The 26,130-nt window shown below is 72.3% G+C and carries 27 protein-coding genes and 1 pseudogene; 18 read left to right on the forward strand and 10 right to left on the reverse strand.

The window, feature by feature from the left end; genetic code table 11:
* The 10 genes from GPA04_RS00995 to rplT all read left to right on the forward strand — a co-directional run bounded on the left by GPA04_RS00995 (window position 1) and on the right by rplT (window position 7,303).
* On the forward strand, window positions 1-1,107 hold the full coding sequence (locus tag GPA04_RS00995) for a histidinol-phosphate transaminase (protein WP_156221437.1): 1,107 nt from the start codon (window positions 1-3) through the stop codon (window positions 1,105-1,107).
* Window positions 1,107-1,736: an imidazoleglycerol-phosphate dehydratase HisB gene (gene hisB / locus GPA04_RS01000; protein ID WP_156221439.1), complete on the forward strand. Its 630-nt coding sequence runs from the start codon at window positions 1,107-1,109 to the stop codon at window positions 1,734-1,736. The genes GPA04_RS00995 and hisB overlap by 1 nt, the downstream gene beginning before the upstream one ends.
* Window positions 1,733-2,338, forward strand: a complete 606-nt coding sequence (locus tag GPA04_RS01005; protein WP_156221441.1) for a hypothetical protein — start codon at window positions 1,733-1,735, stop codon at window positions 2,336-2,338. The genes hisB and GPA04_RS01005 overlap by 4 nt, the downstream gene beginning before the upstream one ends.
* Complete coding sequence (gene hisH / locus GPA04_RS01010) at window positions 2,335-2,949, forward strand: imidazole glycerol phosphate synthase subunit HisH (RefSeq protein WP_156221443.1); 615 nt, start codon at window positions 2,335-2,337, stop codon at window positions 2,947-2,949. Before GPA04_RS01005 ends, hisH begins: the two co-directional genes overlap by 4 nt.
* Window positions 2,950-2,973: 24 nt before the next feature.
* Window positions 2,974-3,702: a bifunctional 1-(5-phosphoribosyl)-5-((5-phosphoribosylamino)methylideneamino)imidazole-4-carboxamide isomerase/phosphoribosylanthranilate isomerase PriA gene (gene priA, locus GPA04_RS01015; RefSeq protein ID WP_206674075.1), complete on the forward strand. Its 729-nt coding sequence runs from the start codon at window positions 2,974-2,976 to the stop codon at window positions 3,700-3,702.
* Window positions 3,699-4,445, forward strand: coding sequence for an SseB family protein (locus GPA04_RS01020; RefSeq protein ID WP_156221445.1), 747 nt, complete (start codon window positions 3,699-3,701; stop codon window positions 4,443-4,445). The genes priA and GPA04_RS01020 overlap by 4 nt, the downstream gene beginning before the upstream one ends.
* A 25-nt stretch (window positions 4,446-4,470) precedes the next feature.
* Window positions 4,471-5,736, forward strand: coding sequence for a threonine ammonia-lyase IlvA (ilvA, locus tag GPA04_RS01025; protein WP_156221446.1), 1,266 nt, complete (start codon window positions 4,471-4,473; stop codon window positions 5,734-5,736).
* A 351-nt stretch (window positions 5,737-6,087) separates the two neighbouring features.
* A complete protein-coding gene (gene infC / locus GPA04_RS01030; RefSeq protein WP_241680514.1) occupies window positions 6,088-6,627 on the forward strand; it encodes a translation initiation factor IF-3 in 540 nt (179 codons plus the stop codon).
* A gap of 44 nt (window positions 6,628-6,671) precedes the next feature.
* On the forward strand, window positions 6,672-6,866 hold the full coding sequence (gene rpmI, locus GPA04_RS01035; protein ID WP_156221447.1) for a 50S ribosomal protein L35: 195 nt from the start codon (window positions 6,672-6,674) through the stop codon (window positions 6,864-6,866).
* Window positions 6,867-6,913: 47 nt separating this feature from the next.
* Window positions 6,914-7,303, forward strand: coding sequence for a 50S ribosomal protein L20 (rplT, locus tag GPA04_RS01040; RefSeq protein ID WP_156221448.1), 390 nt, complete (start codon window positions 6,914-6,916; stop codon window positions 7,301-7,303).
* 62 nt (window positions 7,304-7,365) lie between these two features.
* On the opposite strand, the gene GPA04_RS01045 is transcribed toward rplT, so the two are convergent.
* A complete protein-coding gene (locus tag GPA04_RS01045) occupies window positions 7,366-8,118 on the reverse strand; it encodes a DUF4232 domain-containing protein (RefSeq protein WP_162458486.1) in 753 nt (250 codons plus the stop codon).
* Window positions 8,119-8,218: 100 nt separating this feature from the next.
* Here GPA04_RS01045 and GPA04_RS01050 point away from each other — a divergent pair, with 100 nt between their 5' ends.
* The 3 genes from GPA04_RS01050 to thpR are packed head-to-tail and all read left to right on the forward strand — an operon-like array spanning window position 8,219 to window position 10,229.
* A complete protein-coding gene (locus GPA04_RS01050; RefSeq protein ID WP_206674098.1) occupies window positions 8,219-9,010 on the forward strand; it encodes a TrmH family RNA methyltransferase in 792 nt (263 codons plus the stop codon).
* Entirely contained in the window at window positions 9,007-9,675 is a 669-nt protein-coding gene (locus GPA04_RS01055) for a nucleoside/nucleotide kinase family protein (protein WP_156221451.1), read from the forward strand. Before GPA04_RS01050 ends, GPA04_RS01055 begins: the two co-directional genes overlap by 4 nt.
* Window positions 9,672-10,229, forward strand: coding sequence for an RNA 2',3'-cyclic phosphodiesterase (gene thpR / locus GPA04_RS01060; RefSeq protein WP_162458487.1), 558 nt, complete (start codon window positions 9,672-9,674; stop codon window positions 10,227-10,229). Before GPA04_RS01055 ends, thpR begins: the two co-directional genes overlap by 4 nt.
* 2 nt (window positions 10,230-10,231) lie before the next feature.
* Here the strand turns inward: thpR and GPA04_RS01065 are convergent, their stop codons facing one another.
* The 7 genes and pseudogenes from GPA04_RS01065 to GPA04_RS01095 all read right to left on the reverse strand — a co-directional run bounded on the left by GPA04_RS01065 (window position 10,232) and on the right by GPA04_RS01095 (window position 16,895).
* On the reverse strand, window positions 10,232-11,293 hold the full coding sequence (locus GPA04_RS01065) for an ATP-dependent DNA ligase (RefSeq protein ID WP_156221453.1): 1,062 nt from the start codon (window positions 11,291-11,293) through the stop codon (window positions 10,232-10,234).
* A 63-nt stretch (window positions 11,294-11,356) separates the two neighbouring features.
* Window positions 11,357-12,295: an aldo/keto reductase gene (locus tag GPA04_RS01070; protein WP_156221454.1), complete on the reverse strand. Its 939-nt coding sequence runs from the start codon at window positions 12,293-12,295 to the stop codon at window positions 11,357-11,359.
* Between the two features lie 71 nt (window positions 12,296-12,366).
* Window positions 12,367-12,528 (reverse strand): annotated as a pseudogene (locus GPA04_RS21600) (virginiamycin B lyase family protein); the annotation flags it as partial.
* A gap of 132 nt (window positions 12,529-12,660) precedes the next feature.
* The gene (locus GPA04_RS01080; RefSeq protein WP_241680515.1) at window positions 12,661-13,365 is read right to left on the reverse strand and encodes a YqjF family protein; all 705 of its coding nucleotides are present in this window, start codon (window positions 13,363-13,365) and stop codon (window positions 12,661-12,663) included.
* Window positions 13,362-13,883 (reverse strand): hypothetical protein, encoded by a 522-nt coding sequence (locus GPA04_RS01085; RefSeq protein ID WP_156221455.1) that lies wholly within the window; start codon window positions 13,881-13,883, stop codon window positions 13,362-13,364. The genes GPA04_RS01080 and GPA04_RS01085 overlap by 4 nt, the downstream gene beginning before the upstream one ends.
* 67 nt (window positions 13,884-13,950) lie before the next feature.
* Window positions 13,951-15,792 carry a Na+/H+ antiporter NhaA gene (gene nhaA / locus GPA04_RS01090; RefSeq protein WP_156221457.1) on the reverse strand — a complete coding sequence of 614 codons (1,842 nt, stop codon included), beginning with the start codon at window positions 15,790-15,792 and terminating at the stop codon, window positions 13,951-13,953.
* A gap of 11 nt (window positions 15,793-15,803) precedes the next feature.
* The gene (locus GPA04_RS01095) at window positions 15,804-16,895 is read right to left on the reverse strand and encodes a DNA polymerase domain-containing protein (RefSeq protein WP_156221459.1); all 1,092 of its coding nucleotides are present in this window, start codon (window positions 16,893-16,895) and stop codon (window positions 15,804-15,806) included.
* 51 nt (window positions 16,896-16,946) lie between these two features.
* Between GPA04_RS01095 and GPA04_RS01100 the strand changes: the two genes are divergently transcribed.
* On the forward strand, window positions 16,947-19,193 hold the full coding sequence (locus tag GPA04_RS01100) for a DEAD/DEAH box helicase (RefSeq protein ID WP_156221461.1): 2,247 nt from the start codon (window positions 16,947-16,949) through the stop codon (window positions 19,191-19,193).
* Between the two features lie 96 nt (window positions 19,194-19,289).
* On the opposite strand, the gene GPA04_RS01105 is transcribed toward GPA04_RS01100, so the two are convergent.
* Both GPA04_RS01105 and GPA04_RS01110 read right to left on the reverse strand, forming a co-directional pair.
* Window positions 19,290-20,378, reverse strand: a complete 1,089-nt coding sequence (locus GPA04_RS01105) for an aminotransferase-like domain-containing protein (RefSeq protein ID WP_156221463.1) — start codon at window positions 20,376-20,378, stop codon at window positions 19,290-19,292.
* A 61-nt stretch (window positions 20,379-20,439) separates the two neighbouring features.
* Window positions 20,440-21,150: a DedA family protein gene (locus GPA04_RS01110; RefSeq protein ID WP_241680516.1), complete on the reverse strand. Its 711-nt coding sequence runs from the start codon at window positions 21,148-21,150 to the stop codon at window positions 20,440-20,442.
* 104 nt (window positions 21,151-21,254) lie between these two features.
* Here GPA04_RS01110 and GPA04_RS01115 point away from each other — a divergent pair, with 104 nt between their 5' ends.
* The 4 genes from GPA04_RS01115 (at window position 21,255) to pheT (ending at window position 26,071) form a co-directional block, all read left to right on the forward strand.
* On the forward strand, window positions 21,255-21,413 hold the full coding sequence (locus GPA04_RS01115) for a ribbon-helix-helix domain-containing protein (RefSeq protein ID WP_156221465.1): 159 nt from the start codon (window positions 21,255-21,257) through the stop codon (window positions 21,411-21,413).
* Entirely contained in the window at window positions 21,410-22,192 is a 783-nt protein-coding gene (locus GPA04_RS01120; protein WP_156221467.1) for a VOC family protein, read from the forward strand. Before GPA04_RS01115 ends, GPA04_RS01120 begins: the two co-directional genes overlap by 4 nt.
* 190 nt (window positions 22,193-22,382) lie before the next feature.
* Window positions 22,383-23,474 carry a phenylalanine--tRNA ligase subunit alpha gene (gene pheS / locus GPA04_RS01125; protein WP_156221469.1) on the forward strand — a complete coding sequence of 364 codons (1,092 nt, stop codon included), beginning with the start codon at window positions 22,383-22,385 and terminating at the stop codon, window positions 23,472-23,474.
* Window positions 23,474-26,071 (forward strand): phenylalanine--tRNA ligase subunit beta, encoded by a 2,598-nt coding sequence (pheT, locus tag GPA04_RS01130; RefSeq protein WP_156221471.1) that lies wholly within the window; start codon window positions 23,474-23,476, stop codon window positions 26,069-26,071. Before pheS ends, pheT begins: the two co-directional genes overlap by 1 nt.
* Window positions 26,072-26,130 lie beyond the last annotated feature (59 nt).

A 26,130-nucleotide genomic window follows, 5' to 3' on the forward strand; every position in this document is an offset into this window, starting at 1 on the left:
GTGACCCTGCCGCTGCGCCCCGACCTCGCGGGCCTCGAGCCCTACGGTGCGCCCCAGCTCGACGTGCCGTACCTGCTCAACGTCAACGAGAACCCCTACGCGCCCCCGCCCGAGGTGGTCGACGCGGTCACCGAGGCCGTGCGGGCGGCCACCGGCGGGCTCAACCGGTACCCCGACCGTGACTTCCTGCCGCTGCGGGCCGACCTCGCCGCCTACCTGGGCAGCGAGTCCGCGGCCGTCGGGCTCGATGCCGACCACCTCTGGGCCGCGAACGGCTCCAACGAGGTGATGCTGCACGTCCTGCAGGCCTTCGGCGGTCCCGGCCGGGTCGCGATGAGCTTCGCCCCGACCTACTCGATGTACCCCGAGTACGCCCGCGATACCTTCACGCAGTGGCACGTCGCCCCGCGTGCCTCCGACTTCTCCGTCGATCCCGACGCGGCCGTCGCCGAGATCCAGAGAGTGCGCCCCGCCGTCGTGCTGGTCGCCAGCCCCAACAACCCCACCGGGACCGCGCTCCCGCTCGAGACCACCCGCCGGCTCGCCGAGGCGACCCGGACCTCGGGTCCCGACGGCGGTGCGTCCGTCCTCGTCATCGACGAGGCCTATGCGGAGTTCCGTCGTGCCGGCACGCCCAGCGCGGTGACGCTGCTGGCGGAGCACCCCCACCTCGCGGTCGCGCGGACGATGTCGAAGGCGTTCGCCTACGCCGGGGCGCGCGTGGGCTATCTCGCCGCGGCACCCACGCTGGTCGACGCGCTGCGCGTCGTGCGGCTGCCGTACCACCTGTCCGCGGTCACGCAGGCGGTCGCGCGGGCCGCGGTCGCGCACGCCGACCTGCTGCAGCGCCAGGTCACCCAGATCCGCCAGGACCGGGACGCCTGCGTGGCCTGGCTGCGCGAGCGCGGCTTCGACACCGTGGACTCGGATGCGAACTTCGTGCTGTTCGGCCGTCTCGACGACCGTCACGCCGTGTGGAAGGGTCTGCTCGATCGTGGTGTTCTGATACGGGAGACTGGACCCCAGCAGTACCTGCGGGTGAGCATCGGCACACCCGACGAGATGACCGCGTTCCGCGACGCGTTGACGGAGGTGACCGGGCTTTGATGACCGAGCTCAGTGCGATCGAGCAGCCGCAGCACCGCACCGCACGCGTCGAGCGGACCACGAGCGAGTCGACCGTGCTGGTCGAGATCGACCTCGACGGGACCGGCCGTACCGAGATCAGCACCACGGTCCCGTTCTACGACCACATGCTCACGGCGCTCGGCAAGCACGCCCTGATCGACCTCACGGTCCGCGCGACCGGAGACACGGACATCGACGCTCACCACACGGTCGAGGACGTCGCGATCAGCCTCGGGGAGGCGCTGCGGCAGGCGCTTGGCGACAAGGCCGGCATCGCCCGGTTCGGCGACGCGCTGGTGCCGCTCGACGAGGCGCTCGCGCAGGCGGTCGTCGACATCTCCGGCCGCCCCTACCTCGTGCACTCCGGCGAGCCCGAGGGTCAGCAGTACCACCTCATCGGCGGCCACTTCACCGGGTCGCTGACCCGGCACGTGCTGGAGTCGATCGCGCACCACGCCGGCATCTGCCTGCACGTGCGGCTGCTCGCCGGGCGCGACCCGCACCACATCGTCGAGGCACAGTTCAAGGCACTCGCTCGCGCCCTGCGGGCCGCGGTCGCCCGCGACCCGCGGGTCGTGGGGGTGCCGTCCACCAAGGGCGCGCTGTGAGCCTGCCCGACGACTTCGACTTCGACGCCGAGTTCGCCAAGGCGTTCGGCAGCGAGCCGCCTGCTCGCGACGAGGTGCCGACGCGCCCGAAGTCGCTGGTCGCCGTGGTGCTGACACCGGTGTCCTCGGCTCCCGCCCTGGCGGGTCTGTGCGCGATGGCCGGCATCGAGGCGCACGTGGTGCCGACCTCGCGCGGAGCCCTCGCCGTCCGGGTGATCGAGCGCAGCGACCCCGGGACCGAGGGTGCCGACGACGACAGCCTCGCGGAGCTGCTCGGCGAGGCGCCCGAGATCGCGAGGAAGATGGCCGCGACGCTCTCGCGCACGAGCCGTTACGGCGCCGTGCTGCTGGTCTCGCGGCTCGGTGAGGGTGACGAGGGCCTGGTCGGCACGATCGCCGCCAGCCAGTGGAACAACGGAGAGCGCACTGAGGACACCGTGTCGGCGGGGCTGGTGCTCGCCCAGTCGGACGACGTGGTCGAGCAGCTCCTGTTCGGCACCCTGACGCCCGAGGACGCCGCGGGCGCGATCGAGCCGGGCAAGCTGCCGCCGTGGCAGGCTCGCAGGCTGTTCCGCAAGACGCAACGAAAGCCACGCCCATGAGCCGCACCAGCGTGGTCGTCCTCGACTACGGATCCGGCAACGTGCGCTCGGCCGTGCGGGCGCTGGAGCGCGCCGGGGCCGACGTCGAGCTGACCGCGGACGCGGACAAGGTCGCCGCGGCGGCCGGTCTGGTGGTCCCGGGTGTGGGTGCGTTCGCGCACGTGATGCAGGCCCTGCACGCCGTGGGCGCGCCGCGACTCATCGAGCGCCGGCTCGCGGGTGGGCGTCCGGTGCTGGGCATCTGCGTCGGTCACCAGGTGATGTTCGAGTCGAGCGTCGAGCACGGCACCGAGGCCGAGGGCCTGGGCGAGTGGCCGGGCCTCGTCGAGCGCCTGGACGCGCCCGTCGTGCCGCACATGGGCTGGTCCGAGGTCGAGCCGCCGGCCGACTCCGCGCTCTTCGCCGGGCTCGCCGACCAGCGGTTCTACTTCGTGCACTCCTACGCCGCGCGCACCGCGCCGGACTACGTGCGCACCACCTGGGCCAGCCACGGCAGCACGAGGTTCGTGGCCGCCGTCGAGAACGGTCCGCTGTCCGCCACCCAGTTCCACCCCGAGAAGTCCGGCGACGCCGGCGCGCAGCTGCTGCGCAACTGGCTCGGGACCCTGTAGAAGATCGTTCCTGAGAGGACCACCGTGACACGACTCGAGCTGCTGCCTGCCGTCGACGTCTCGCAGGGACAGGCGGTGCAGCTCGTGCAGGGTGTCGCCGGTTCCGAGCGGCACTACGGAGACCCGATCGAGGCTGCGCTGGCCTGGCAGCGCGACGGGGCGGAGTGGGTGCACCTCGTCGACCTCGACGCCGCGTTCGGCCGTGGCTCCAACGCCGAGCTGCTGGCCGAGGTCGTGGGGCGGCTGGACATCGCGGTCGAGATGTCGGGCGGGATCCGCGACGACGCCTCGCTCGAGCGGGCGCTGGCGACCGGCTGCCGCCGGGTCAACATGGGCACCGCGGCGCTGGAGAACCCCGACTGGACCGCGGCGGCGATCGCACGCCACGGCGACCGGATCGCGGTCGGGCTCGACGTCCGCGGCACCACGCTGGCGGCCCGGGGCTGGACGAGGGAGGGCGGCGACCTGTTCGAGACGATCGCCCGGCTCGACGCCGACGGCTGCGCGCGGTACGTCGTGACCGACGTCGCCAAGGACGGCATGATGAAGGGCCCGAACCTGGAGCTGCTGCGACAGGTCTGCGCGGTGACCTCGGCCCCCGTGGTCGCCTCGGGCGGTGTCTCGACGCTGGACGACATCCGGGCGCTGACGACGATCGTCGAGCACGGGGTCGAGGGCGCCATCATCGGCACGGCCCTCTACGAGGGCGCGTTCACGCTGCCGCAGGCGCTGGACGTCGCCGGCAGGCCGTGACCGGTGCCGGCGCCGGTGGCCGGGCGCTGCCGCCGAGCTCGGCGTTCGCCGGTGACGACGGCGCGGCACCGGCCGAGCTGAGCGCGGCGCTCGCGCTCGCGCTCGAGGACCCTCAGGCGCGGCTGGAGGCGGTCGTGGCGGCGCTCCGCACCGCCCGGGTGCTGGTGCCCGTGGTGGCCCGGCTGGACGAGCTGCAGGCCGCTCACGAGGTGGCCGACCACGGCATCGCGGCGGAGAAGAGCGCCCACGCCGCGATGGTGACGGTCGCCGCCCCCGACGGTCGGGCGGTGCTGCCGGTGTTCTCCGGGATCGACGCGATGCGGGTATGGCGCCCCGACGCCCGGCCGGTGCCGGTGGAGGGTCGCCGCGCGGCGCTCGCCGCAGGCTCGGACGCCGACGGCGTGCTGGTGCTGGACCCGGGCTCGTCCGGGGTGCAGGTGCCGCGACCGGCGGTGCGGGCGATCGCGCTCGGGGAGCCGTGGCTGCCCGCGGTGCGCAACCCCGCGGTCATGAGCGAGGTCAACGCCGTGCTGGCGCGCGTGCCCGCGGTGCGCGCGGCCACGATCGAACCGGGCCGGGGCACCGAGATCACGGTCGTCGCCCATCTGCACCGACACCCGACCGGCACCCCCGACCCCGAGACCGTCGCCGCGCTGCGCGCCTGCCGCGAGGCGCTGGGGACCTCCGAGCTGATCGCCGACCTGGTCGACTCGGTCACGGTGCGACCGGCGATCACGCACTGAGTCCCACGGGGCTATCGTCGCGAGCATGGATCGAGCTGGGCTGGACGCGGCCGCCGTCGATGCGGCGGCGCAGCTGCTCCGCCCCGTCGTGCGCCGCACCGAGCTCGAGCACAGCCCTCGGCTGAGCGAGATGGTCGGCACCTCGGTGCTGCTCAAGCGGGAGAACCGGCAGATCACCCGCTCCTACAAGGTCCGCGGTGCCTATCACCTGATCAGCGGCCTGTCGCCCAGCGAGCAGGCGCGTGGCGTCGTGTGCGCCAGCGCGGGCAACCACGGCCAGGGGCTGGCGTGGAGCTGCGCCCGGCTGGGTGTCCAGGGCCGCGTCTTCGTGCCGACGACGACGCCCCGTCAGAAGCGCCGCCGCATCCTCGCCCTGGGCGAGGGCCGGGTGGAGCTGATCGTGCAGGGAAGCACGTACGACGAGGCGGGAGCCGCGGCGCTGGCCGACTCCGCCGGCACCGGGGCGGTGTTCGTGCCGCCGTTCGACGACGCCCGGGTCATCGCAGGCCAGGGCACCATCGCGCCCGAGATCTGGGAGCAGGCCGAGGAGGCCGGACCGCCGCTGCACACCGTGCTGGTCCCGGTCGGCGGCGGCGGGCTGATCGCCGGGCTCGCCCTCTGGCTCAAGGAGCGCCGCCCGCAGGTCCGTGTGGTCGGCGTGGAGCCGTGGGGCGCCGCCAGCATGACGGCGGCGCTCGCGGCCGGCGGGCCGGTCGCCCTCGCGGAGGTGGACACGTTCGTCGACGGCGCCGCGGTGGGCCGGGTGGGCGAGGTCCCGTTCCCGATCGTGCGGGACCTGGTGGACGAGATCGTCACCGTCGACCCGGGCGCGGTCTGCACCGAGATGCTCGACCTCTACCAGGTCGAGGGCATCGTCGCGGAGCCCGCGGGTGCGCTCGCGAGCGCCGCGGTGCGGGCCATGGCCGGGCGGTTCCCGGCGCACGCCGCGGTCGCCTGCCTGGTCTCGGGCGGCAACAACGACGTCAGCCGTTACGGCGAGATCCTCGAGCGGTCACTGATCCACCAAGGGCTGCGGCACTACTTCATGGTGACGTTCCCCCAGGAGCCCGGCGCGCTGCGGCACTTCCTCGACGACGTCCTCGCCGAGGGGGAGGACATCGTGATGTTCGACTACGTCAAGAAGAACAACCGCGACACCGGGCCCGCGCTGGTGGGGATCGAGCTCGACGACGCCGCGAAGCTCGCCGGGCTGCTCGCGCGCATGGACCACAGCCCGCTCCAGATCGAGCAGGTGCCGCCGGGGTCGCCGCTGTTCAGCTTCATCATGTGAGGGCGGTGCGCGGCACCTCTGCTATCATGGACGGCGACCGACTGGTCTGTCTCGTTGTGCTGGTGAAAGCCGTGCGTCTGCACGGTGGCCGGCGGCATGGCGGGAAGGACCAGGGTGCAAGTGGAGATCCTTCCCACCTCGGCCCGACACACAGGGCCCGGGTAGACCGGTCCGAGACGAGTGGCGCGCCCCGAGAGGTGAGCCACGCCGTCGCCGGACCCCCAGGGCCTCCGAGTGCATCGCACCGGGGGCCTTCCTCGTGTGCGGCAAGAATCTGAAGCACGACCACAGACGACACAAGGAGCACCTATCAGCGAGCCACGCATCAACGAGCGCATCCGAGTTGCCGAGGTGCGCCTGGTCGGCCCCAACGGCGAGCAGGTCGGCATCGTCCGCGTCGAGGACGCGCTCCGTTTGGCTGCAGAGGCAGACCTCGACCTGGTCGAGGTCGCACCCGACGCGCGCCCGCCCGTCGCCAAGCTCATGGACTTCGGCAAGTTCAAGTACGAGTCGGACATGAAGGCGCGCGACGCGCGACGGAACCAGACGAACACGATCCTCAAGGAGATCCGGTTCCGGCTCAAGATCGACCCGCACGACTACGGCACCAAGAAGGGCCATGTCGAGCGGTTCCTCAAGGCCGGTGACAAGGTCAAGGTGATGATCATGTTCCGCGGCCGCGAGCAGTCCCGACCCGAGATGGGCATGCGACTGCTGCAGCGCCTGGCGGAGGATGTCGCCGAGCTCGGCCACGTCGAGTCCAGCCCGCGACTCGACGGCCGCAACATGACCATGGTGATCGGACCGAACAAGAAGAAGGTCGACGTCCAGCGCGAGCAGCGGCGTCAGCCGCAGGAGCCGAAGGCGGAGCAGTCCGCCGAGGAGAGCTGATCCAGCTCTTCCCGGTCGCCCGCATACCGAGAAAGAACGAAGAGATGCCGAAGAACAAGACGAACTCTGGCGCCAAGAAGCGATTCCGCGTCACCGGGTCCGGAAAGATCATGAAGCAGCGCGCCCGCCACGTGCACAAGTTCCAGGAGCGCAGCGCCCGCCAGGCCGCACGTCTCGTGAACGACACCCTGGTGAAGCCGTCCGACGTCAAGAACGTGAAGAAGCTGCTCGGCCTGTAGGGCTCGAGCACACACTCTTCTGACAGAACCGAAGCAAGGAGAACGACGTGGCACGCGTCAAGCGGGCGGTCAACGCCCAGAAGAAGCGCCGCACGACCCTCGAGCGCGCCAGCGGCTACCGCGGCCAGCGCTCGCGGCTGTACCGCAAGGCCAAGGAGCAGGTGACGCACTCGCTCACCTACGCCTACCGCGACCGCCGGGCCCGCAAGGGTGACTTCCGCCGTCTGTGGATCCAGCGCATCAACGCGGCTGCTCGCCAGAACGGCCTGACCTACAACCGCCTCATCCAGGGCCTCAAGGCCGCTGGCGTCGAGGTCGACCGTCGCGCGCTGGCCGAGATCGCCGTCAGCGACGCCGCCGCGTTCACCACGCTGGTCGAGGTCGCGAGGACCGCCCTCCCCGAGGACGTCAACGCCCCGGCCGCACCAGCTGCCTGAGCCCACCAGCTCCGAGGACGCCCTCGCCACCCACGGGTGGCGGGGGCGTCGTCACGTCCGGCTCAGCCGGTGCAGAGTCCGGGGTCCGGCTGCCACGGCCCCGGGTACAGGTGGCTGTTGATCGTCCAGTCGATCCAGTCGGTCGACCCCTTCGGCGGGTTCGTGACCAGGACGGCCAGCGAGCCCTCGGCGAGCTGGACGACGGCGGAGCTGACGGCCTGCGAGAGCGCGCCGGCCCGCTCGCCGGTCCATCGCAGCGGGACGACGGCGCACCCTCCCGCCGCCAACGCGACCGGCGCGGCCTCCAGGGCCGAGCCGTCCCAGCCGCGCCCCTCGGGGTCGATCTGCATCGGCAGCGGGTCGCCCCACTCGCCGCGTGCTCCCAGACCGGGCCAGCCCACCACGGTGCACGGCTGCGTCGCCTCCGCGAGCAGGTAGCCGAAGATGGTCCCGGCTGCCGCGTCGACGACCCTGAACGAGAGCGTCAGGTGCTCGGGTGCACAGGTGCTGCCGGCGTCGGCCGCGGCGGACGTCTGCAGCAGCGCGTCGATCTCGGGCTGCGTGAGCTGGTCGTCGGGCGTGACGGGGACGTCGTCGGGGGTGTCCCAGGTGTCCGGGTAGTCGCTCTCGTGCACCTCGCCGGTCCCGGTGGGCGGTGTGCTGGTCCCGGTGCGCTCGGACCTCTCGGTCGGCACCGCTGCCGTGCGTTCGGGCTCGGTCGGGATCAGCCCCACGACCACGGCGACACCGACGACCGGGACCAGCAGCCCGAGACAGACGATCGCCACCAGCCCCGGGTTCCGACGACGACGCATGGCACCACCCTGGCAGCGGCGTGTGGCCGTGGGCGTGGCGCCGCGTGGAGGGATCGGGGAGGTTCGCGCCGTGCACCACAATGGGTCGGTGCCCGAGATCATGACCAACCCGCGCGCGGACCGGGTGCGGGCGGTGCGTGCGCTCGCCCGCCGGTCCGCGAGGCAGCGCAGCGCGCAGTACCTCGTCGAGGGTCCGCAGGGCGTGCGTGAGGCGGTCACGCACGCCGCGGCCGAGGTGCGCGACGTCTATCTCACGGTCGAGGCGTCGCAGCGGTACCCCGAGATCGTCGACGTCGCCGTCGCCGCCGATCTCCGGACGCACCTGGTGGCCCCCGAGGTGCTCGCCGAGATGAGCCCCGACGCGCAGGGTGTGCTCGCCGTCCTTCAGGTCCTGGAGCCCGGCGACCTCGGTGCGCTGCTGGCAGGCACCCGGCTCGTCGCGTGCCTCGCGCAGGTCCGCGACCCGGGCAACGCCGGCACCGTGATCCGCGCGGCCGACGCCGCGGGTGCGGACGCCGTGGTCCTCACCGCCGAGAGCGTCGACCAGCACAACCCGAAGGTGGTGCGATCGACCGCGGGCTCGCTGTTCCACCTCCCCGTCGTCCGGGGACCCTCGCTCGCCGAGGTGACCGACGCCGCGCGGGTGGCAGGTCTGACGGTGCTGGCGGCAGACGGTGCGGGCGAGGTCGCGCTCGACGACGCGCCGCTCGGCGCACCCGCCCTGTGGGTGTTCGGCAACGAGGCCCACGGTCTGGGCGCGGAGGCCCGTTCGCTCGCGGACGCCGTGGTGCGGATCCCGATCCACGGCAAGGCGGAGAGCCTCAACCTCGCGATGGCCGCGACCTTGTGCCTGTACGCCTCGGCGTCGGCGCAGCGGCGTGCGGCGCCATGAGCACAGCGGGCACTGCGGGCGCAGCGGGCGACCCCGCGGCGCTCGTGGCCGGTCTGCGCGACCGGGTGCTGGCGCTGGCGGCCGCGCGACCCCGCGTGCTCGTGGGTGTGGTGGGGGAGCCGGGCGCGGGGAAGTCCACGCTGACCGCCGCCCTGGCCGAGGCGCTGGTCGCGTCCGGGGTGAGCACCGTCGTCGTGCCCATGGACGGGTTCCATCTCGCGAACGTCGAGCTCGCGCGACTGGGTCGCGCCGATCGCAAGGGCGCGATCGACACCTTCGACGGCGCCGGTTACCTCGCGCTGCTGCGGCGCCTCCGGGACCCCGACGAGGGCGTGGTCTACGCGCCCATGTACGTGCGCGGACAGGTCGAGTCCTCGATCGGCTCCGCGATCCCGGTCGCGCCCGACGTGCGCGTCGTGCTGACCGAGGGCAACTACCTGCTGGTCGAGGCGGAGCCGTGGCGGCAGGTGCGCGCGGTGCTCGACGAGACCTGGTTCGTCGACGTCGACCCCGAGCTCCGCCGTCGGCGACTGTTCGAGCGGCACGTGGCGAACGGCAAGAGCACCGAACGGGCGAGCGCCTTCACGTTCGGCTCGGACGAGCTCAACGCCCGGCTGGTGTCGCAGACGCGCGAGCTGGCCGACCTGGTGGTGCCGTGGGCGTGAGGCTGTTCGCGGCGCTGGTGCCGCCACCACCCGTGCTCGACCACCTGGAGCGCGCCCTCGACGCTGTGCGCTCCAGACCGGCAGCGGCGCTGCGCTGGGTCCCGCGCGAGAACCTGCACCTCACGCTCGCCTTCTACGGCGACGTGCCCGAGGGGGCGGTCCCGGACGTGGCCGCAGGGCTGGAGCTGCTGGCCGAGCGCACCGCAGCTCCCGAGATCTGGCTCAGCGGAGCGGGCGCGTTCTCCGGGCGCACGCTCTGGTGCGGTGTGTCCGGTGACGTCGGGGGAGTGCAGCGGCTGATGGTCGGTGCCGGCGTCGCGGTCGCCGAACGCGCGGAGGACGTCCCGCCGCGGCCGCACATGACCGTGGCACGGTCGGGACGGCGGGCTCGCGGGCTCGGGGACGCCGTGCTCGGCGACACGGTGCGCGCGCTGTCGGTCTACCGCGGACCGCTGTGGCGGGCCGAGGAGATCGTGCTGCTGTCCTCGCACCTCGGCGACGGGCCGGCAGGTGCGCCCCGGTACGTCCTGGAGGCCAGCGTCCCGCTGGCCTGACGTCAGGCCCCGAAGATGTCGCCGAGGTCGTAGCTGACCGGCTCCTCGAGCTGGTCGAAGGTGCACGAGCGCGGCTCCCGGTCGGGGCGCCACCGGTTGAACTGCGCCATGTGCCGGAAGCGGCCGCCCTGCATGTGCTCGTACCGCACCTCGACGACCCGCTCGGGCCGCAGCGGCACGAACGAGAGGTCCTTGCCGTTGTTCCACCGGCTGCCCTCGCCGCTACGCGGCGTGCGCGTGCCCGCCTCCTGCGCCGCCCAGGCCCAGGGGTGCTCGTCGAAGCTGGTGACCAGCTCCTGCATCTCGATGAACAGCTCCTTGCGGCGCGCAGCCGGGAACGAGCCGATGACCCCGACGGAGGCGAGGTCGCCGGCGTCGTCGTAGAGGCCGAGCAGCAGCGAGCCGATCGAGTCCGGACCGGAGGTGTGGACGCGGTAGCCGGCCACCACGCAGTCGGCGGTGCGCTGGTGCTTGACCTTCGTCATGGTGCGCTTGTCCGGCTGGTAGGTGCCCTCGAGCGGCTTGGCGATCACGCCGTCGAGCCCGGCGCCCTCGAACTGCTCGAACCACGACCGGGCGACATCGGCGTCGTGGGTGATCGGCGTCAGGTGCACCGGGGCCGCGGCATCGGCCAGGGCGTCCTCCAGCCGTGCGCGCCGGTCGGCGAAGGAGAGCCCGGTGAGGTCCTCGTCGCCCAGGGCCAGCAGGTCGAAGGCGACGAAGCTGGCCGGGGTCTCGGCCGCGAGTCGCTTGACCCGGCTCGCGGCCGGGTGCACGCGCTGCTGCAGCACCTCGAACTCGAGCCGGTCCTCGACCACGACCACGATCTCGCCGTCGACCACGCACCGCTCGGGCAGCTGCGCTCGCGCGGCCTCCACCACGTCCGGGAAGTACCGCGTCATCGGCTTGGTGTTGCGGGAGCCGATCTCCACCTCGTCGCCGTCGCGGAAGATGATCGAGCGGAAGCCGTCCCACTTCGGCTCGTACGCGACGCCGCCGGTGGGGATCTCTTTCGCTGCCTTCGCCAGCATCGGCTTGACCGGCGGCATCACGGGAAGGTCCATGCCCGTCATCGTGCCATCAGACGGCGCGCGACGGACGATGCCCGGGCCCGGCCTCCGCTCGGCTCACCCGACGTCGAGGGCGGTCATCTCGTCGGCGCTCAGCTGGGTCGTGACCCCGGTCCAGGCCTGCTCGAGCTGGTCGACGCTGCTCACGCCCACGATGGGGGTGAGCGCGGGTCGTCCCGATCGGAGCCAGGCCAGCACCACCTGCCCGGGTCGGAGGCCACGCCGGTCGGCCACCGCGGCGAGAGCAGCGCGCCGCCGGTCGTTGCCGGTGTGCTGGTACTCCTCCGAGAGCGGGCGGTCGGACCGGTCGTAGCTGCCGAGCAGCGTGGCGGTGTAGACCCAGCCGGCCACGTCGGGGTTGCGGCGGAGGAGGTCGAGACCGTCCTGGGTGAGCATGCCGAGGGGAAGAGGTTGCCCCTCGACGGGTACGCCAGGCAGCGGCTGGAAGTAGGAGTACCGCTGCTGATAGCCGCTGACCGTGGGCAGTCCGGCGCGCTCGGCGGCAGCTCGGATGCGCTCCACCAGCCAGCTCGGGTGGTTCGACACGCCGTAGCGGCCCACCAGCTTCTCGGTCACCAGCCCGCCGAACGTCGCGACCAGGTCCTCGACCGGCACGGTCGGGTCCTCGACGTGCGCCCAGTACAGATCGACGGCGTCCACGCCCAGCCGTTCGAGGCTGTCCTGCAACGCCGCGCGAACGGTGTCGGTCCCGAGCCCCTCGAGGTGGTCCGGGAAGCCACCCACCCGCGTGGGTCTGGCACCGACCTTGGTGGAGAGCAGGACCGGCGCCCCAGGGTTGGACCGCAACCAGCGGCCGAGGACCGCCTCGCTCTGGCCGCCGATACCGCTGTCGTCGGCCCAGAAGCTGTAGTTGTTCGAGGTGTCCAGCCAGCGCCCGCCCAGCTCGACGTACCGATCGAGCAGGGTGAAGCAGGTCGCCTCCTCGACCCGGGTGCCGAAGTACATGGTGCCCAGTGCCATCGCTGAGTTGTCCATGACTCCAGTCTTGTCACGAAGGCGGAGCGTGAGCATCCCGTTTTTCGGGGACGCCGGAGCTGGGGTCCCCCTCAGGCCTCGTCGAGCGAGCTGACGATCCTCGCGACGTGACCGGTCTCGAGGGCGACCCACACGGCGCCGTCGGGCCCGATCGTCAGGCCGTGAGGCTCCGACGCCGCCGAGGGAAGGTCGTGCTCGACGATCTCGCCGCCGGCCGTCAGGTGACCGACGCGGTTGCTGCCCCACTCGGTGAACCAGCACTCACCGGCCCCGGCGGCCGAGCTGGCTGGCCGCGATCTCGACGAACCCCAGCGCGTCGCCGTCGCTGGCGATGCCGACCGGCGCCGCGTCCGGCTGTGATGCCGTCACAGCGCGGCCGGCGAGCCGAACCGTGCGCTGACACCGGGACTGAAGGCGACGTGATCGGGTGGCCGGCCGGCGACCTCGGGGAAGCCGGCGGCGGGCACGAGGTCGTCGTCCAGCGTCGTCACCGTCGCAGCCCGCAGCGGCCACGCCTCGTGCGTGTTCGGCAGGTGCCAGGTGCGCCCGAGGCGTGGGGCGAACAGCGCCCAGCGCTCGGTGAGGAACCTTGCCAGCTCGTCGTGCTCCAGGGCGACACCGTCGACGGGCCGGATCGAGAGGCGGGAGCGCAGCCGCGGCTCACCGGAGCGCGGCAGCAGCGTCACGTAGGCGTGCCCCGCGCCCGTGCGGCGATGTGCCGCCCTCGCCCAGCGGTAGGGGAGGCCCACGGCCCGCCCGCTCGCGGCCATCATCGCCGAGCTCACGTCCATGCTCAGGAACACCACGCCGGCCCGGCCACGCTCGTCGACGGCGTAGAGGCGCACGTTGGTCTCGACGAACGGGCGCAGCAACGCAGGTCCGCGCGCGAGCCCCGCTCCGACCAACCGGAAACAGACGAGCCCGACGTAGGTCTCGCCGTCGAGCTGGTGCGGTCGCAACCCGGCGGGCAGCTGAGCGGCGGCTCGCTCGACATCCACACGCCAGTGCATGAACGTCACGTCGAGCCAGCGCTGGCGCAGCAGCGGCGGACCCGGCAGCGGTGGGCTCAAGCGGCGGCGTCCTGCCGTGTCGGGTCCTTCTCACCCTTCTTGGCGGCCCCGATCATGAACTCCCAGACCAGCCCGTGGGCGAGCACGATCAGGAGGATCAGCAGCACGGCCTCGGCCTGGATCGGCTTGATCCCCAGCGGCGTCGCGAGCTGCGGGGCGGCGCCCACCACGGCCACCAGCGCATAGACGACGGCCACCACCCAGCGGTTCCGCATCAACGGGCCCTGGAGGACCGTCGCGTTCCGCTGCGAACGGAGCAGCCGGAGCGTCGAGACCACGCCGATGATCGCGACGAGGACGAAGCTCGCGCGCCAGATCGCCGGCATCTCGGTGCCACCGACCTGGGCGAACAGGCCCATCAGCGCAGGCAGCAGGAACGAGACGTAGACGCCGCCGACCACGCCGCGCAGCTGCGGGTCACGCATCCAGTCCTCGTGCCGCTGGACGACGCCCCACCACAGCCCGAGGAGCGTGAAGCAGGTCGCCGAGAACAACGCGTAGAAGGTGTTGACGTCCATCGCACTTCCTCACCTCGGGTGCGTGGATTGTCGACCCCAGGCGGGTACCGCGGCAAGGGGGCGTCGATCAGGAGCGTCGCCGCGCGGCGGCCACCTCCACGAGCTGTGCCTCGAGCGCGGCGATCAGGGTGCGGGCGTCGTGGGGGCCGCGGTGCCGGGCCGAGTTGAGGAAGAACGTCGGGGTGCCGTTCGCGCCGCTGGCCAGGGCGCTCTGCTCGTCGCGCGCGATGATCTGCAGGAGCTCCTCGTCGTGGCAGTCGGCGTCGAACCGCTCCAGGTCCAGACCCACGCTCACGGCGTACTCGCGCAGGTCCTCCGGCTCCAGCCGGGCCTGGTTGGCGAACAGCATGTCGTGCATCTCCCAGAACCGGTCCTGGCGGGAGGCTGCCTCCGCCGCGATGGCCGCGATCCGTGCGTGCGGGTGGTACTGGTCCAGCGGGAGGTGTCGCGCGACGTACCGGACGCGGTCGCCGAAGTGCTCGTGCAGGTCCTTCCACATCCCCGTGGCCCTGGCGCAGAACGGGCACTCGAAGTCCAGGTACTCCACGATCGTGATCTGGGCGTCGACCGGTCCGCGGATGTGATCGCGTGCCGGCTCGACGTCCGGGGTGAGGGTCATCGGCAGGTCGGCCGACGTCTCGCCCCACTTCACCCTGGCGGCCTTGAAGATGAACCAGCCGAGGGCCGTGGCCAGCACCATGGCGAACAGGACGCCGATCGTCGCGTGGTCGGCCTGCTCGCCCTCCAGCGACAGACCGATGATCAGCAGGGCCATGGTGAACCCGATGCCGGAGAGGGCGGCGCCGCCGAGCACGCTGCCCGGTCCGACGCCGTCGGGCAGTCGGCCGAGCCGCAGCCGGACTGCGGCCCAGGCGCCCAGGCCGATGCCGGCGAGCTTGCCGACGACCAGGCCGGCCACGACCGCCCACGTGATCGGCGAGCTCAGCGCGGCGCCGAGAACCCCGCCACGCAGGTCCACCCCGGCGTTCGCGAGCGCGAACACGGGGACCACCACGAGCGAGACCGGGCTGCGCAGCGCGTCGTGGAGCCGCTCGTTGACCGAGATCGAGCGAGCCAGTCCGGCGCGCACGGTGCGGGCCACACGGGCCTCGGGCGACTGCCAGTAGTCGCGGAAGAGCACCTTGGCGTCCTCCACGTAGCGGCGCTGGGTGAACGCGGCCGGCACCAGCAGCCCTGCCGCCATCCCGGCGAGGGAGGGGTGCACGCCGGAGAGCAGGGTCGCGCCCCACAGCACCGCGACCAGCAGCACGTACGGCGCGCTGCGCCACTCGCTGGAGCGGCTGAGCAGCGCGAGCAGCACGAGCGTGACGAGCGCGACCAGCAGCGGCGCCAGCATCAGGTCCTCGGTGTAGACGATGCCGATGATGCTGACCGCGAGGAAGTCGTCCACCACGGTCAGCGTCAGCAGGAACACCCGCAGCTGGTTCGACATCGCGGGTCCGACCAGCGCCAGCACGCCCAGCAGGAACGCGGTGTCGGTGCCGATCACCACACCCCAGCCCCGCGGCGCCTCCGCTCCGGCGATCGCGAGGTAGATCAGGGCCGGCAGCGCCACGCCCACGAGCCCGGCGACGAGGGGGACCAGCGCCCGGCGGCGCTCCCGCAGCGAGCCGACCGCGAGCTCCTGCCGGACCTCCAGGCCGATGAGGAAGAAGAACAGCACCATCAGGCCGTCGTTGACCCAGTGATGCAGGTCCAGCTCGATGCTGGCGTCGCCGAGATGGATGCCCAGCGGCGTGTGCCACAGTGCCTCGTAGCTGCCCGACCAGGGCGAGTTCGCCCAGATCAGTGCGATCAGCGCGAACCCCGCGAGCAGCAGCGCGGCCCCGGTCTCGGTGCGCAGGCGATCGATCAGTGCGGTGAGCCAGTCGGGACGGTTCTCGTGCACGCGCGGCGGTCCTAGTCCTCGATCCGGTTGCCGTCGGCGTCCCAGTGAGCCGCGACCTTCTTGCTCGGCTGCACCCGTGGAGGCTCGCCGGGCATCTTCGGGTAGTCCGGTGGAAAGTTCAGCTCGCCTCCCGGGAGGCTCTCCCAGAGGTCGAGCAACGGCTCCAACGCGTGGGCCACGTCGTCCATTCCGGCCCACGGGTCGCCGTCCGCCATCCGGTCCGGGACGGTCAGGATGTTGAGGTCGCGCGGGTCGCTCTCCTCGGCGAGCTGCTCCCACGTGAGCGGCGTGCTGACCGGCGCGCCCGGCTTGGCCCGCAGGCTCCACGCGCTCGCGATCGTGCGGTCACGGTTGTTCTGGTTGAAGTCGACGAAGATCCTGCTGCCCCGCTCCTCCTTCCACCACGCGACGGTGACGCCGTCGTCGCGGCGCTCCAGCTCGCGGCCGAACCCGATCGCTGCGTGACGGACGTCCTCGAAGGTGTAGCGCGGCTCGATCCGCACGTAGATGTGGATGCCGCGGTTGCCGCTGGTCTTGACGTACCCGCGCATCCCCAGCTCCTCCAGCAGCTCGCGCGCCACCGCGGCCACCCGCTGCGCGTCGGCGAAGTCGGTGCCCGGCTGCGGGTCGAGGTCGAGGCGGAGCTCGTCGGGGTGGTCGACGTCGGGGCGCCGCACCGGCCAGGGGTGGAAGGTCAGCGTGCCCATCTGGGCCGCCCACACCAGGGCCGCGGGCTCGGTGGGGCACAGCTCGTCGGCCGGGCGGCCGCTGGGGAACGTGATCCGCGCGGTCTCGATGAAGTCCGGCGCACCCTTCGGGAGCCGCTTCTGGTAGAAGCCGTCCGCGTCGCGATCCTGCGGTCCGACGGCCAGCCGCATGCCCTCGCGCCAGCCGCTCGGCCAGCGCTCCATCGCGGTGGGCCGTTCGCCGATCGAGCGCATGAACGCCTCACCCATGGTGGCGACGTACTGGCACACCTCGAGCTTGGTGATGGCAGGCGTGCGGTCGGTGGGCTCGTAGATCACCCGGTCCGGGCTGGTGACCCGCACGTCACGATCGCCGTCGGGTCCCGTGACGGTGAGCACCTGCGCTTGCGAGGCCATGAAGCGGAGCCTAGTGAACACAGTCCCACGACGCTCCTGCATGATGGGCCGATGGCGACCGCCCACGGACGCAGCCCCCACCGGAAGGCCGCCGCCACCCTCGCGCAGGCGCGGGCCGTCGTCGCCGCGGCCGACGAGGTCGCTCGGCTCGCGGACGAGCTCGCGGCCGCGCCCGAGCGGGCGCGGGAGCAGGTACGCGCCGCGTTCGTGGACTCGCGCGAGGAGCGGGTGCTCGCCCAGCTCGACGGCGTCCCCGTCGGGTCCCTTCGCGACGTCACCCGGGAGCGGCTCAGGATCGGGACGTTGTCGTCCGCCGGGGTGGCCGGCGTCGGCGAGGTGATCCGGCTCGGCCAGCGGGGCCTGGAGGCGCTCGACGGCATCGGCCCGCAGACCGCCACCCATCTGCTGGCCGCGGCGGAGCAGGTGGCGGCGGCCATGCGGACCTCGATCCGGTTCCGCATCGAGATGGACCCCAGCGACCCGATCGCCACCCGGTTGCTGCAGACCCTCTACACGCTCGACCAGGCGACCGCCGCGACCGAGCGTCACACCGAGACGATCGTGCGGGTCCGCTCCGGCCACGACCGGGTGCGCGAGCACGCGGGAGAGCTGACCGGGCGGTTCCGGCGGCTGCTCTCCTGGGGTGAGCGCCGCCGTCGGGCTGAGACCGCCGTCCAGACGCTCGCCGGTCTCACCGACCTCGCGAGGCAGGTCGGGCTCGTCGAGGACGCCACCCTGGTGACCGGGCTGCTCGAGGTGCCGATGCACCCGATCGAGGTCTGGGAGGACTTCCGGGTCCGGTCGATCGCGTACTACGCGCTGCTCGAGACGGTCGCACCGACGCAGCGCGACCACTCGGCGGCCGAGGGCCACCTGCCCGCCGGGCTCGTGGAACGGGTGGAGCGACAGCCGCTGGACACCTCGCTGCTGACGGCCTCGCTGCGCGGCTACCAGGCGTTCGGGGCGAGGTTCGCGCTCGCCCAGCGGCGGGTGGTGATCGGTGACGAGATGGGACTCGGGAAGACCGTGCAGGCGATCGCGACGATCGCGCACCTGGTGGCGCAGGGCGCGCGGCACGCGCTCGTGGTGTGCCCCGCGAGCGTGCTGGCCGGCTGGGTCCGGGAGGTGAGCGCGCACTCGAGCCTCGCCGTGCACCTGGTGCACGGTGCGGACCGCGAGGAGGCGGCCCTCCGCTGGCGCGAGGAGGGCGGCGTCGCCGTGGTCTCCTACACGGGGCTGTGGTGGCACGAGCGCGACATGGGCACGCCCGAGGTGCTGGTGGTCGACGAGGCGCACTACGTCAAGAACCCGCGGACCAACCGGGCGCGCGCCGTCGAGCGGCTCGCGGCACGGGTGCCCCATGTGCTGTTCCTGACCGGGACGGTGATGGAGAACCGGGTCGAGGAGTTCGGGAACCTGGTCTCCTACCTGCAGCCGGAGCTCGCCCACCAACTGCACGAGAGCGCCGCCGCGCTGCGTCTGGCCGATGCGGCGGCGTTCCGCCGCACCGTCGCGCCCGTGTACCTGCGCCGCAACGCCGAGGACGTCCTCGAGGAGCTGCCGGAGCTGGTGCAGGTCGAGGAGTGGGAGGAGTTCACGGAGGCCGACGGCGCCGCGTACCGTCGCGCGGTCGCGTCCGGTTCCTTCATGGGGATGCGCCGGGCGGCCTTCGCCGTGGAGCGGCCCGGCCAGTCCTCCAAGGTCGAGCGGCTGGTCGAGATCGTGTCCGAGGCTGTCGAGAACCATCGCAAGGTGGTGGTGTTCTCGTTCTTCCGGGATGTCATCGACATGGTGGTGCGGGCGCTCGGCGAGATGGCGATCGGGCCGCTGACCGGCTCGGTGCCGCCCGAGCAGCGGCAGCGGGTCATCGATGCGTTCACGACGTCGGAGCGTGCGCTCGCGCTCGTGTGCCAGATCGACGTCGGGGGAGTGGGCATCAACCTGCAGGCCGGCTCGATCGTGATCCTGTGCGAGCCGCAGACCAAGCCCACCACGGAGGCGCAGGCGATCGCGCGCGCCCACCGGATGGGGCAGGTCGAGACGGTGCAGGTGCACCGGCTGCTCGTGGTCGACACCGTGGACGAGCACCTGATGCGCATCCTCGACACCAAGCGGCAGCTCTTCGACGCCTACGCCCGCCGGTCGGCCCTCGCCGAGGAGGTGGCCGGCGCCGTCGACGTCTCCGAGGCCGAGCTCGCACGTCGGATCGTCGACGCCGAGCAGACACGGCTGCTCGTCGACCCGCACGTCCTCTCGACCGAGGACGCCCCGGTCGAGGACCAGCCCGCGAGCGGTTGAGGTGACCCGCAGAGGTCGTCCACGACGCCCCCGGAAAGCGCTATGGGGTGATCTGAGGCCACCAGGTGGACCGAGATCACCCCACAGCGACCAGCCTCAGAGCGAGCGGTAGGCCTCCGCGAGGCGGGTGACGCCCTCGGAGATCTGTGACGTGGTGACCCCGGAGTAGGCCAGCCGCAGGTGGTGCCTGGCGTCGTCGAGGAGGAAGTCGCTGCCCTTGACGACGGCGAGGCCGCGCTGGGCGCAGGCGTCGAACAGCGCGTCGCCGTCGGTGCCCTCGGGGAAGGTCAGCCACAGGAAGTAGCCGCCCTCGGGGTCGACGAACTCCACCTCGGGCAGCTCGGCCCGCAGCCCCTCGGACAGCACGCGGGCTCGCTCGGCGAGCGCGGCCTTGACCGTCTCGATCGAGGTCTCGTAGGAGCCGCCGCGCACGAAGGCGTTGACGATCGACTGGCTGACCATGCTCGGCGAGATGTAGGTGCTGGTGGCCAGCGCGGCGACCTTGCCGATCAGCTCGGTGGAACCGACCAGGTAGCCGACGCGGATGCCGGGGCACACGGTCTTGGAGAACGAGCTCGCGTAGACGACCTCGCCGTCGGACTGCTCGAACATCGTGGGCAGCCGGTCGCCGGTGAAGCGCAGCTCCACGTACGGGTCGTCCTCGAAGATCGTGAAGCCACGCTCGCGCGCCAGCGCGACCAGCTGCGTGCGCTTGTCGGCGGACAACGAGTAGCCGGCCGGGTTGTGGAAGTTCGGGATGAGGTGCGCGAGCGTCGGGGTGACACCCGAGTCGAGGACGGCACGGACGCCGTCGACCGACACGCCGTCGGGCTCGATGTCGACCGCGTGCAGGTCTGCACCGAGCGAGCGGAGCGAGCCGAGGGTGCGGTCGTAGGAGGGGCGTTCCACGATCACCGCGTCGCCGGCGCCCACGAGGGTGCTGAAGAGGAACGCGTCGGCCTGCATCGACCCGTTGGTCACCAGCACCTGGTTCTCGGCGACCCCGTGCCGCTCGGCGATCCAGGAGCGCAGCGGCAGGTAGCCCACCGACGTGCCGTAGGCGAACGACCCGGCGGGGTCGTCGGTGAACGCGCGGTCCGCGGCGGACTTCAGGCCCTCGACGTCGATGATGTCGAGCGACGGGGCGCCACGGGCGAACGAGATCGGTGCGGGTTCAGCGGCCATGGGGAACAGCCTAGGGAACCCGGCTCATGCGTGCGCTGTGGCGTCCACCACGCGGATCCCCTCAGACCTCCGGCTGCGAGCGGGCCTCACCCTCGCGTCGACGGCGGGCGTTGCGCCGCAGCCGGACGGCCACGAACCACACGATCAGCAGCCCGATGACCACGAGCACGGCGTTGGAGATGATCCCCGACCACTGCTCGAGCGTGGGCTTGATCAACGGACCGAACGCGAACCCGAGCCCGATCCAGATCGCGTTCCACACGAGCGACCCGACGAAGGTGTAGAGGCTGAAGCGGGCGAGCGGCATCCGCTCGATACCGGCCGGGATCGAGATGAAGGAGCGCACGAGCGGGATGCACCGGCCGCCGAGCACCGCGATCGCGCCGTACCGGTTGAAGAATGACTCGGCCTTGTCGAAGTCCTCGCCGTCCATGAGGGGCAGCCGGTCGATGATCCGCCGGGTCCGGTCCCGCCCGAGCGCTGCTCCGATCGCGTACCAGCCCCAGGCGCCGACCAGGCCACCGATCGTCGCGGCGATCACGGCGCCGATGACGTTCATGCGGCCGTCGTAGGCCAGGAAGCCCGCCCCGGGGAGCACGGCCTCCGAGGGCATCGGGGGAAAGAACGTCTCGATGAGGAGTGCGATGCCGACGCCGACCTCGCCCAGGGTCTCCATCAGGGAGAGCACCCATCCGATGAAGCCCTCGTATCCGGCGTCGGGGTCGACCTCGGCGCTCGTCATGGCGGCGAGCGGGTCGGCAGTCGTGCGCATGGGGCCACACGCTACGGGGCGGCGGAGGTGTTGCCCACGAGGCTGGCCGCCCGCTGCCGTGGGGGACATCCCGATGCCGCTTGCTAGGCTGCTAGCATCACGGCATGGTGGCCAAGGCCCAGTTCAACGTCTATCTGCCCCCGGAGCTCGTGCGGGGGATCAAGCACCGCGCCATCGACGAGGGCGTCAGCCTCTCGGCGCTGGTCGAGAAGGTGCTGACCGGGTATCTCGCGAGCACCACGGCGAACGAGGACGAGCGATGAGGGTCGTGATCCGTCCGATCCGGTACACGTCGGCGATCGCGGACACGCGCGCATGGGCGATCGCGCTCGGGATGACCCCGCTGGTCGAGACCGAGGACTGGCAGGTGCTGGCCGCAGGTGCAGGGCGGCTCGCACTCCACCGCGTGCCCGCGGGGAACCCGCTCGACGGCGTCACCACGCTGGCGGTCGAGACCGACGATCTCGATGCGCTCGAGCACCGCTGGCGCGGTGCGGGACTGCGCACCCGTCGCACCGAGGAGGGCGGGATCCCGCTGGTCTTCGCGAGCACCCCGTTCGACGGCGAGATCGCGGCCGGTGAGCTCTCTCCCGGTCCGGTCGAGCCGCCGCGTGAGGCCGAGCTCGTGATGATGCCGATGCTCACCACCCCCGACGTGCCCGCCGCGACCGACTGGTTCACCGCCGGCGGGCTCCCGGGCCTGCGACGTCGTATCAGCAGCGAGCGCGGCGGCTGGACCGATCTCGAGATGGAGGGCGGCGGGGGACTGGTCGCCATCCACGCGACCGGCAACCTGGAGGCGGACCCGCCGGCCACCGCCCCGGTGGACCCGCGCTCGGGGACCCGGGAGGTGGCGGTCTGGTGCTCGTTCGAGCATCCCGACGTCGACGCGTTGCTCGAGCGTGTCCGCGCGGCAGGCCTCGACGACGCACGCGTGCACGACGAGGCGTACAACCGCACCCTGATCACGGTGGCACCCGATGGCGACCAGGTGTGGGTCAACGGGGAGATGGCCGACCTGTACGGCTACCGGCGCGGCTGACCGGACGGCGGATCGGCGGGACTGCCGCCGGACCGGGCGCATCTGGCAGACTGACCTCATGCACGCGATGCGATTTAGCAGGCCCGCTCCGGGCCTGCGCGTGCGCTGATCACAGACACCGGCTCTCACGCGTGTCGGCCCGAGCGGGCTCTCCGTCACTGTGCCCCCGCTCGATCCCAGGAAGGTTCGCATGTCCGACAGCCATGACCACGCAGGAGCCCCGGTCCCGTCACCGCTGGACGCCGACGGCGTCGCGGCAGCACTCGAGGCGGCGCTCGCCGCCGTCGGTGGCGCGGCCGATCTCGACGACCTCAAGCAGGTCCGTATCGCCCACACGGGTGAGCGCAGCCCGCTGGCGCTGGCCAACCGCGCCATCGGCGGGCTCGCAGCCGCCGACAAGGCCACGGCAGGCAAGCTGGTCGGCCAGGCCCGCGGCCGGCTGAACGGCGCGATCGCCGCTCGCCAGTCGCAGCTCGAGGCGCAGCGCGACGCCGCGGTGCTGCTGACGGAGGCGGTCGACCTGACCGCGCCCGTGCAGCGTTCTCGTGCCGGCGCGCGGCACCCGCTCGACACCCTGATGGACCGCATCGCCGACTTCTTCACCTCGATGGGGTGGGAGATCGCCGAAGGCCCCGAGGTCGAGCACGAGTGGTTCAACTTCGACGCCCTCAACTTCAAGCCGGACCACCCGGCCCGGCAGATGCAGGACACGTTCTACGTGCAGGGCGACGGCTCGGACGAGGACGCCGACAGCGCCCATCTCGTCCTGCGCACCCACACCTCCCCGGTCCAGGCACGGACGCTGCTGGAGCGCGGGGTCCCGGTCTACATCGCCTGCCCCGGCAAGGTGTTCCGCACCGACGAGCTCGACGCCACCCACACGCCGGTGTTCCACCAGGTGGAGGGGCTCGCCGTGGACAAGGGTCTGACGATGGCCCACCTGACCGGGACGCTGGACCACTTCGCGCGTGCGATGTTCGGTCCGGAGGCGAAGACCCGGCTGCGCCCGAGCTACTTCCCCTTCACCGAGCCCAGCGCCGAGATGGATCTGTGGTTCCCGCAGAAGAAGGGTGGACCGGGCTGGATCGAGTGGGGTGGCTGCGGCATGGTCAACCCCAACGTGCTGCGCGCGTGCGGGATCGACCCCGAGATCTACACCGGGTTCGCGTTCGGCATGGGCATCGAGCGCACGCTGATGCTGCAGCACGGCATCGAGGACATGCACGACATGGTCGAGGCCGACGCGCGTTTCTCCCTCGGTCTCGCAGGAGGTCAGATCTGATGCCGTACGTCCCCATCGAGTGGTTGCGCGAGCACGTCGAGGTCCCTGAGGGCACGACGGCGGAGGGCCTCGCGTCCGACCTCGTCCGGGTGGGTCTGGAGGAGGAGGCGATCGATCGCTCCGCCGCCGTCACCGGCCCGCTGGTCGTCGGTCGCGTTCTCGAGGTCACCCCCGAGCCGCAGAAGAACGGCAAGACGATCAACTGGTGCCGGGTCGACGTCGGGCCCGAGCACAACGAGCACGACGAGGCCACGGGCCGCGGCAGCAGAGGCATCGTGTGCGGCGCCCACAACTTCGGCGTCGGCGACTCGGTCGTCGTCGCGCTCCCGGGTGCGGTGCTGCCCGGCGACTTCGCGATCGCGGCCCGCAAGACCTACGGGCACGTGAGCGACGGCATGATCTGCAGCCAGAGCGAGCTCGGTCTGGGCGAGGACCACTCCGGCATCATCGTGCTCGACGACCCACCCGCACCCGGCACCGACGCGATCGCGCTGCTCGGGCTGGGCGAGGAGGTCCTCGAGATCAACGTCACGCCCGACCGCGGCTACTGCTTCTCGATGCGCGGCGTCGCGCGCGAGTACGCGCACTCCACGGGTGCACCGTTCACCGACCGTGCGCTCGAGCTGGGTGCCAGGGTGCCGGTGCCGACCGACTCCGGTTTCGCCGTCGAGATCTCCGACGACGCGCCGATCCGGGGCAACGCCGGAGCCGACCGGTTCGTCGCGCGCATCGTGCGCGGCGTGGACGCGACCGCAGCCTCGCCCGCGTGGCTGAGCAAGCGGCTGCGCCAGGCCGGCATGCGGCCGATCTCGCTCGCCGTCGACGTCACGAACTACGTGATGCTCGACCTCGGGCAGCCGCTGCACGCCTACGACCTGGGCACCCTGCACGCCCCGATCGTGGTGCGGCGGGCGAAGCCGGGGGAGCGGATGACGACGCTCGACGACGTCGACCGTTCCCTCGACGTCGAGGACCTGCTGATCACCGACTCGCCCGAGGGCAACCTCGGATCGCGACCGATCGGGATCGCCGGTGTGATGGGTGGTCTGGACACCGAGGTGGGCGAGCAGACCACGGACATCCTCATCGAGGCCGCCCACTTCGACCCGATCTCGATCGCCCGCACCGCACGGCGGCACAAGCTGCCGAGCGAGGCGTCCAAGCGGTTCGAGCGCGGCGTCGACAACCGGCTGCAGGCGGTGGCCGCGCAGCGGGTGGTCGACCTGCTCGTCGAGCTGGGCGGCGGCACGGCCGACGAGAGCGCCGTCACCGATGTCGACCGCACGAGCGCGCCGTCGGCGATCGGTTTCGACCCGCAGCAGGCCAGCCGGCTGGTCGGGGTGCGGTACAGCAACCAGGAGGTCGTCGAGACCCTCCGCAGCCTGGGTGCCACAGTCGAGGAGCCGGCGGAGGAGAACGGCGAGAGCACCGGCAGGCACGCCGCGAGCACCGGGCGGGTGCTGGTGATCCCGCCGAGCTGGCGGCCCGACCTCACCGAGCCTGCCGACCTGGTCGAGGAGGTCGTGCGGCTGCGCGGCTACGACGCGGTGCCGTCGGTGCTGCCCGCCGCCCCCGCCGGCCGCGGCCTGACCGTGCGTCAGCTGCGGCGCCGTCGGGTGGCGGACCTGCTCGCCGACTCCGGCCTGGTCCAGGTGCTGACGTACCCGTTCATCCCCGAGGGCCGCCACGACCAGCTCGGGCTGCCCGCGGAGGACCCGCGGCGCCAGGCGATCCGGCTCGTCAACCCGCTCGCCCAGGACGCGCCGTTCCTGCGGACCTCGCTGCTGCACACGCTCCTGGAGGCCGCCGTCCGCAACGTCGGGCGCGGGATGACGGACGTCGCGATCTACGAGATCGGCTCGGTCACGCGGCCGGCCGGCCCGCTCGGCTCCTCGCCGCTGCCGCCGCCCGCCGCGCTGCCCGACCCGGTCACGCTGGAGCAGATCCGCGCCGCCGTGCCGCCGCAGCCGCTGCGGCTCGCCGCGGTGCTCGTGGGTGCGGCATCGGCGGCGGGCCCGGGCGCCGAGGCGCGTGCCTACGACGCGGCCGACGCCGTCGCCCTCGTGCGCGACGTCGCCCGCGCGGTCGGTGCCGACATCCGTGTCGGCAACGACCCGCAGCACGCCCCGTGGCACCCCGGCCGGTGCGCGCGCATCAGCACGGCCGACGGCGTCCTGGTGGGTCACGCCGGTGAGCTTGCACCGCGGGTGGTCACCGAGCTCGGGCTGCCGGCCCGCGCCGTCGCGCTCGAGATCGATCTCGACGTGCTCCTCGCGGCCGCCCCCGAGACACCCCGCCAGGTCGCGGGCCTCTCGACGGCCCCGGCGGCCAAGGAGGACATCGCGCTCGTGGTGCCGGTCGACGTCCCCGCGGGTGACGTCCTCGACCTGGTGACCGAGGCGGCCGGTGCGCTCGCCGAGGAGGTCCGCCTCTTCGACGTCTACACGGGCGCGAACCTGCCCGAGGGCACCCGGTCGCTCGCGTTCGCGCTCCGGCTGCGTGGCGAGCGCACGCTCACCGGTGAGGACACCGCGGCGGTGCGGGACGCCGTCGTCACGGCGGCCGCGGCGAGGTTCGGCGCGACCCTGCGCGGCTGAGGCGTGGATGACCCCGCTCCCGGGTAGGGACATCCCCACCGCACGTTGACCGGCAGGCG

It is taken from the genome of Pseudactinotalea suaedae (genome assembly GCF_009733815.1).
GTDB classification, from domain to species: domain Bacteria; phylum Actinomycetota; class Actinomycetes; order Actinomycetales; family Beutenbergiaceae; genus Pseudactinotalea; species Pseudactinotalea suaedae.

Excerpts from the sequence above, each read along its gene's own strand:
- GPA04_RS01100 (WP_156221461.1), top strand. The coding sequence starts at position 16,947 with ATGGCGACCGCCCACGGACGCAGCCCCCACCGGAAGGCCGCCGCCACC.
- GPA04_RS01045 (WP_162458486.1), bottom strand. The coding sequence starts at position 8,118 with ATGCGTCGTCGTCGGAACCCGGGGCTGGTGGCGATCGTCTGTCTCGGG.
- ilvA (WP_156221446.1), top strand. The coding sequence starts at position 4,471 with ATGGATCGAGCTGGGCTGGACGCGGCCGCCGTCGATGCGGCGGCGCAG.
- GPA04_RS01085 (WP_156221455.1), bottom strand. The coding sequence starts at position 13,883 with ATGGACGTCAACACCTTCTACGCGTTGTTCTCGGCGACCTGCTTCACG.
- rpmI (WP_156221447.1), top strand. The coding sequence starts at position 6,672 with ATGCCGAAGAACAAGACGAACTCTGGCGCCAAGAAGCGATTCCGCGTC.
- pheT (WP_156221471.1), top strand. The coding sequence starts at position 23,474 with ATGCCGTACGTCCCCATCGAGTGGTTGCGCGAGCACGTCGAGGTCCCT.
- GPA04_RS01050 (WP_206674098.1), top strand. The coding sequence starts at position 8,219 with ATGACCAACCCGCGCGCGGACCGGGTGCGGGCGGTGCGTGCGCTCGCC.
- GPA04_RS01120 (WP_156221467.1), top strand. The coding sequence starts at position 21,410 with ATGAGGGTCGTGATCCGTCCGATCCGGTACACGTCGGCGATCGCGGAC.
- GPA04_RS01055 (WP_156221451.1), top strand. The coding sequence starts at position 9,007 with ATGAGCACAGCGGGCACTGCGGGCGCAGCGGGCGACCCCGCGGCGCTC.
- hisB (WP_156221439.1), top strand. The coding sequence starts at position 1,107 with ATGACCGAGCTCAGTGCGATCGAGCAGCCGCAGCACCGCACCGCACGC.
- GPA04_RS01110 (WP_241680516.1), bottom strand. The coding sequence starts at position 21,150 with ATGCGCACGACTGCCGACCCGCTCGCCGCCATGACGAGCGCCGAGGTC.
- hisH (WP_156221443.1), top strand. The coding sequence starts at position 2,335 with ATGAGCCGCACCAGCGTGGTCGTCCTCGACTACGGATCCGGCAACGTG.
- pheS (WP_156221469.1), top strand. The coding sequence starts at position 22,383 with ATGTCCGACAGCCATGACCACGCAGGAGCCCCGGTCCCGTCACCGCTG.
- GPA04_RS01070 (WP_156221454.1), bottom strand. The coding sequence starts at position 12,295 with ATGGACAACTCAGCGATGGCACTGGGCACCATGTACTTCGGCACCCGG.
- GPA04_RS01095 (WP_156221459.1), bottom strand. The coding sequence starts at position 16,895 with ATGGCCTCGCAAGCGCAGGTGCTCACCGTCACGGGACCCGACGGCGAT.
- GPA04_RS01115 (WP_156221465.1), top strand. The coding sequence starts at position 21,255 with ATGGTGGCCAAGGCCCAGTTCAACGTCTATCTGCCCCCGGAGCTCGTG.
- GPA04_RS01105 (WP_156221463.1), bottom strand. The coding sequence starts at position 20,378 with ATGGCCGCTGAACCCGCACCGATCTCGTTCGCCCGTGGCGCCCCGTCG.
- GPA04_RS01065 (WP_156221453.1), bottom strand. The coding sequence starts at position 11,293 with ATGGACCTTCCCGTGATGCCGCCGGTCAAGCCGATGCTGGCGAAGGCA.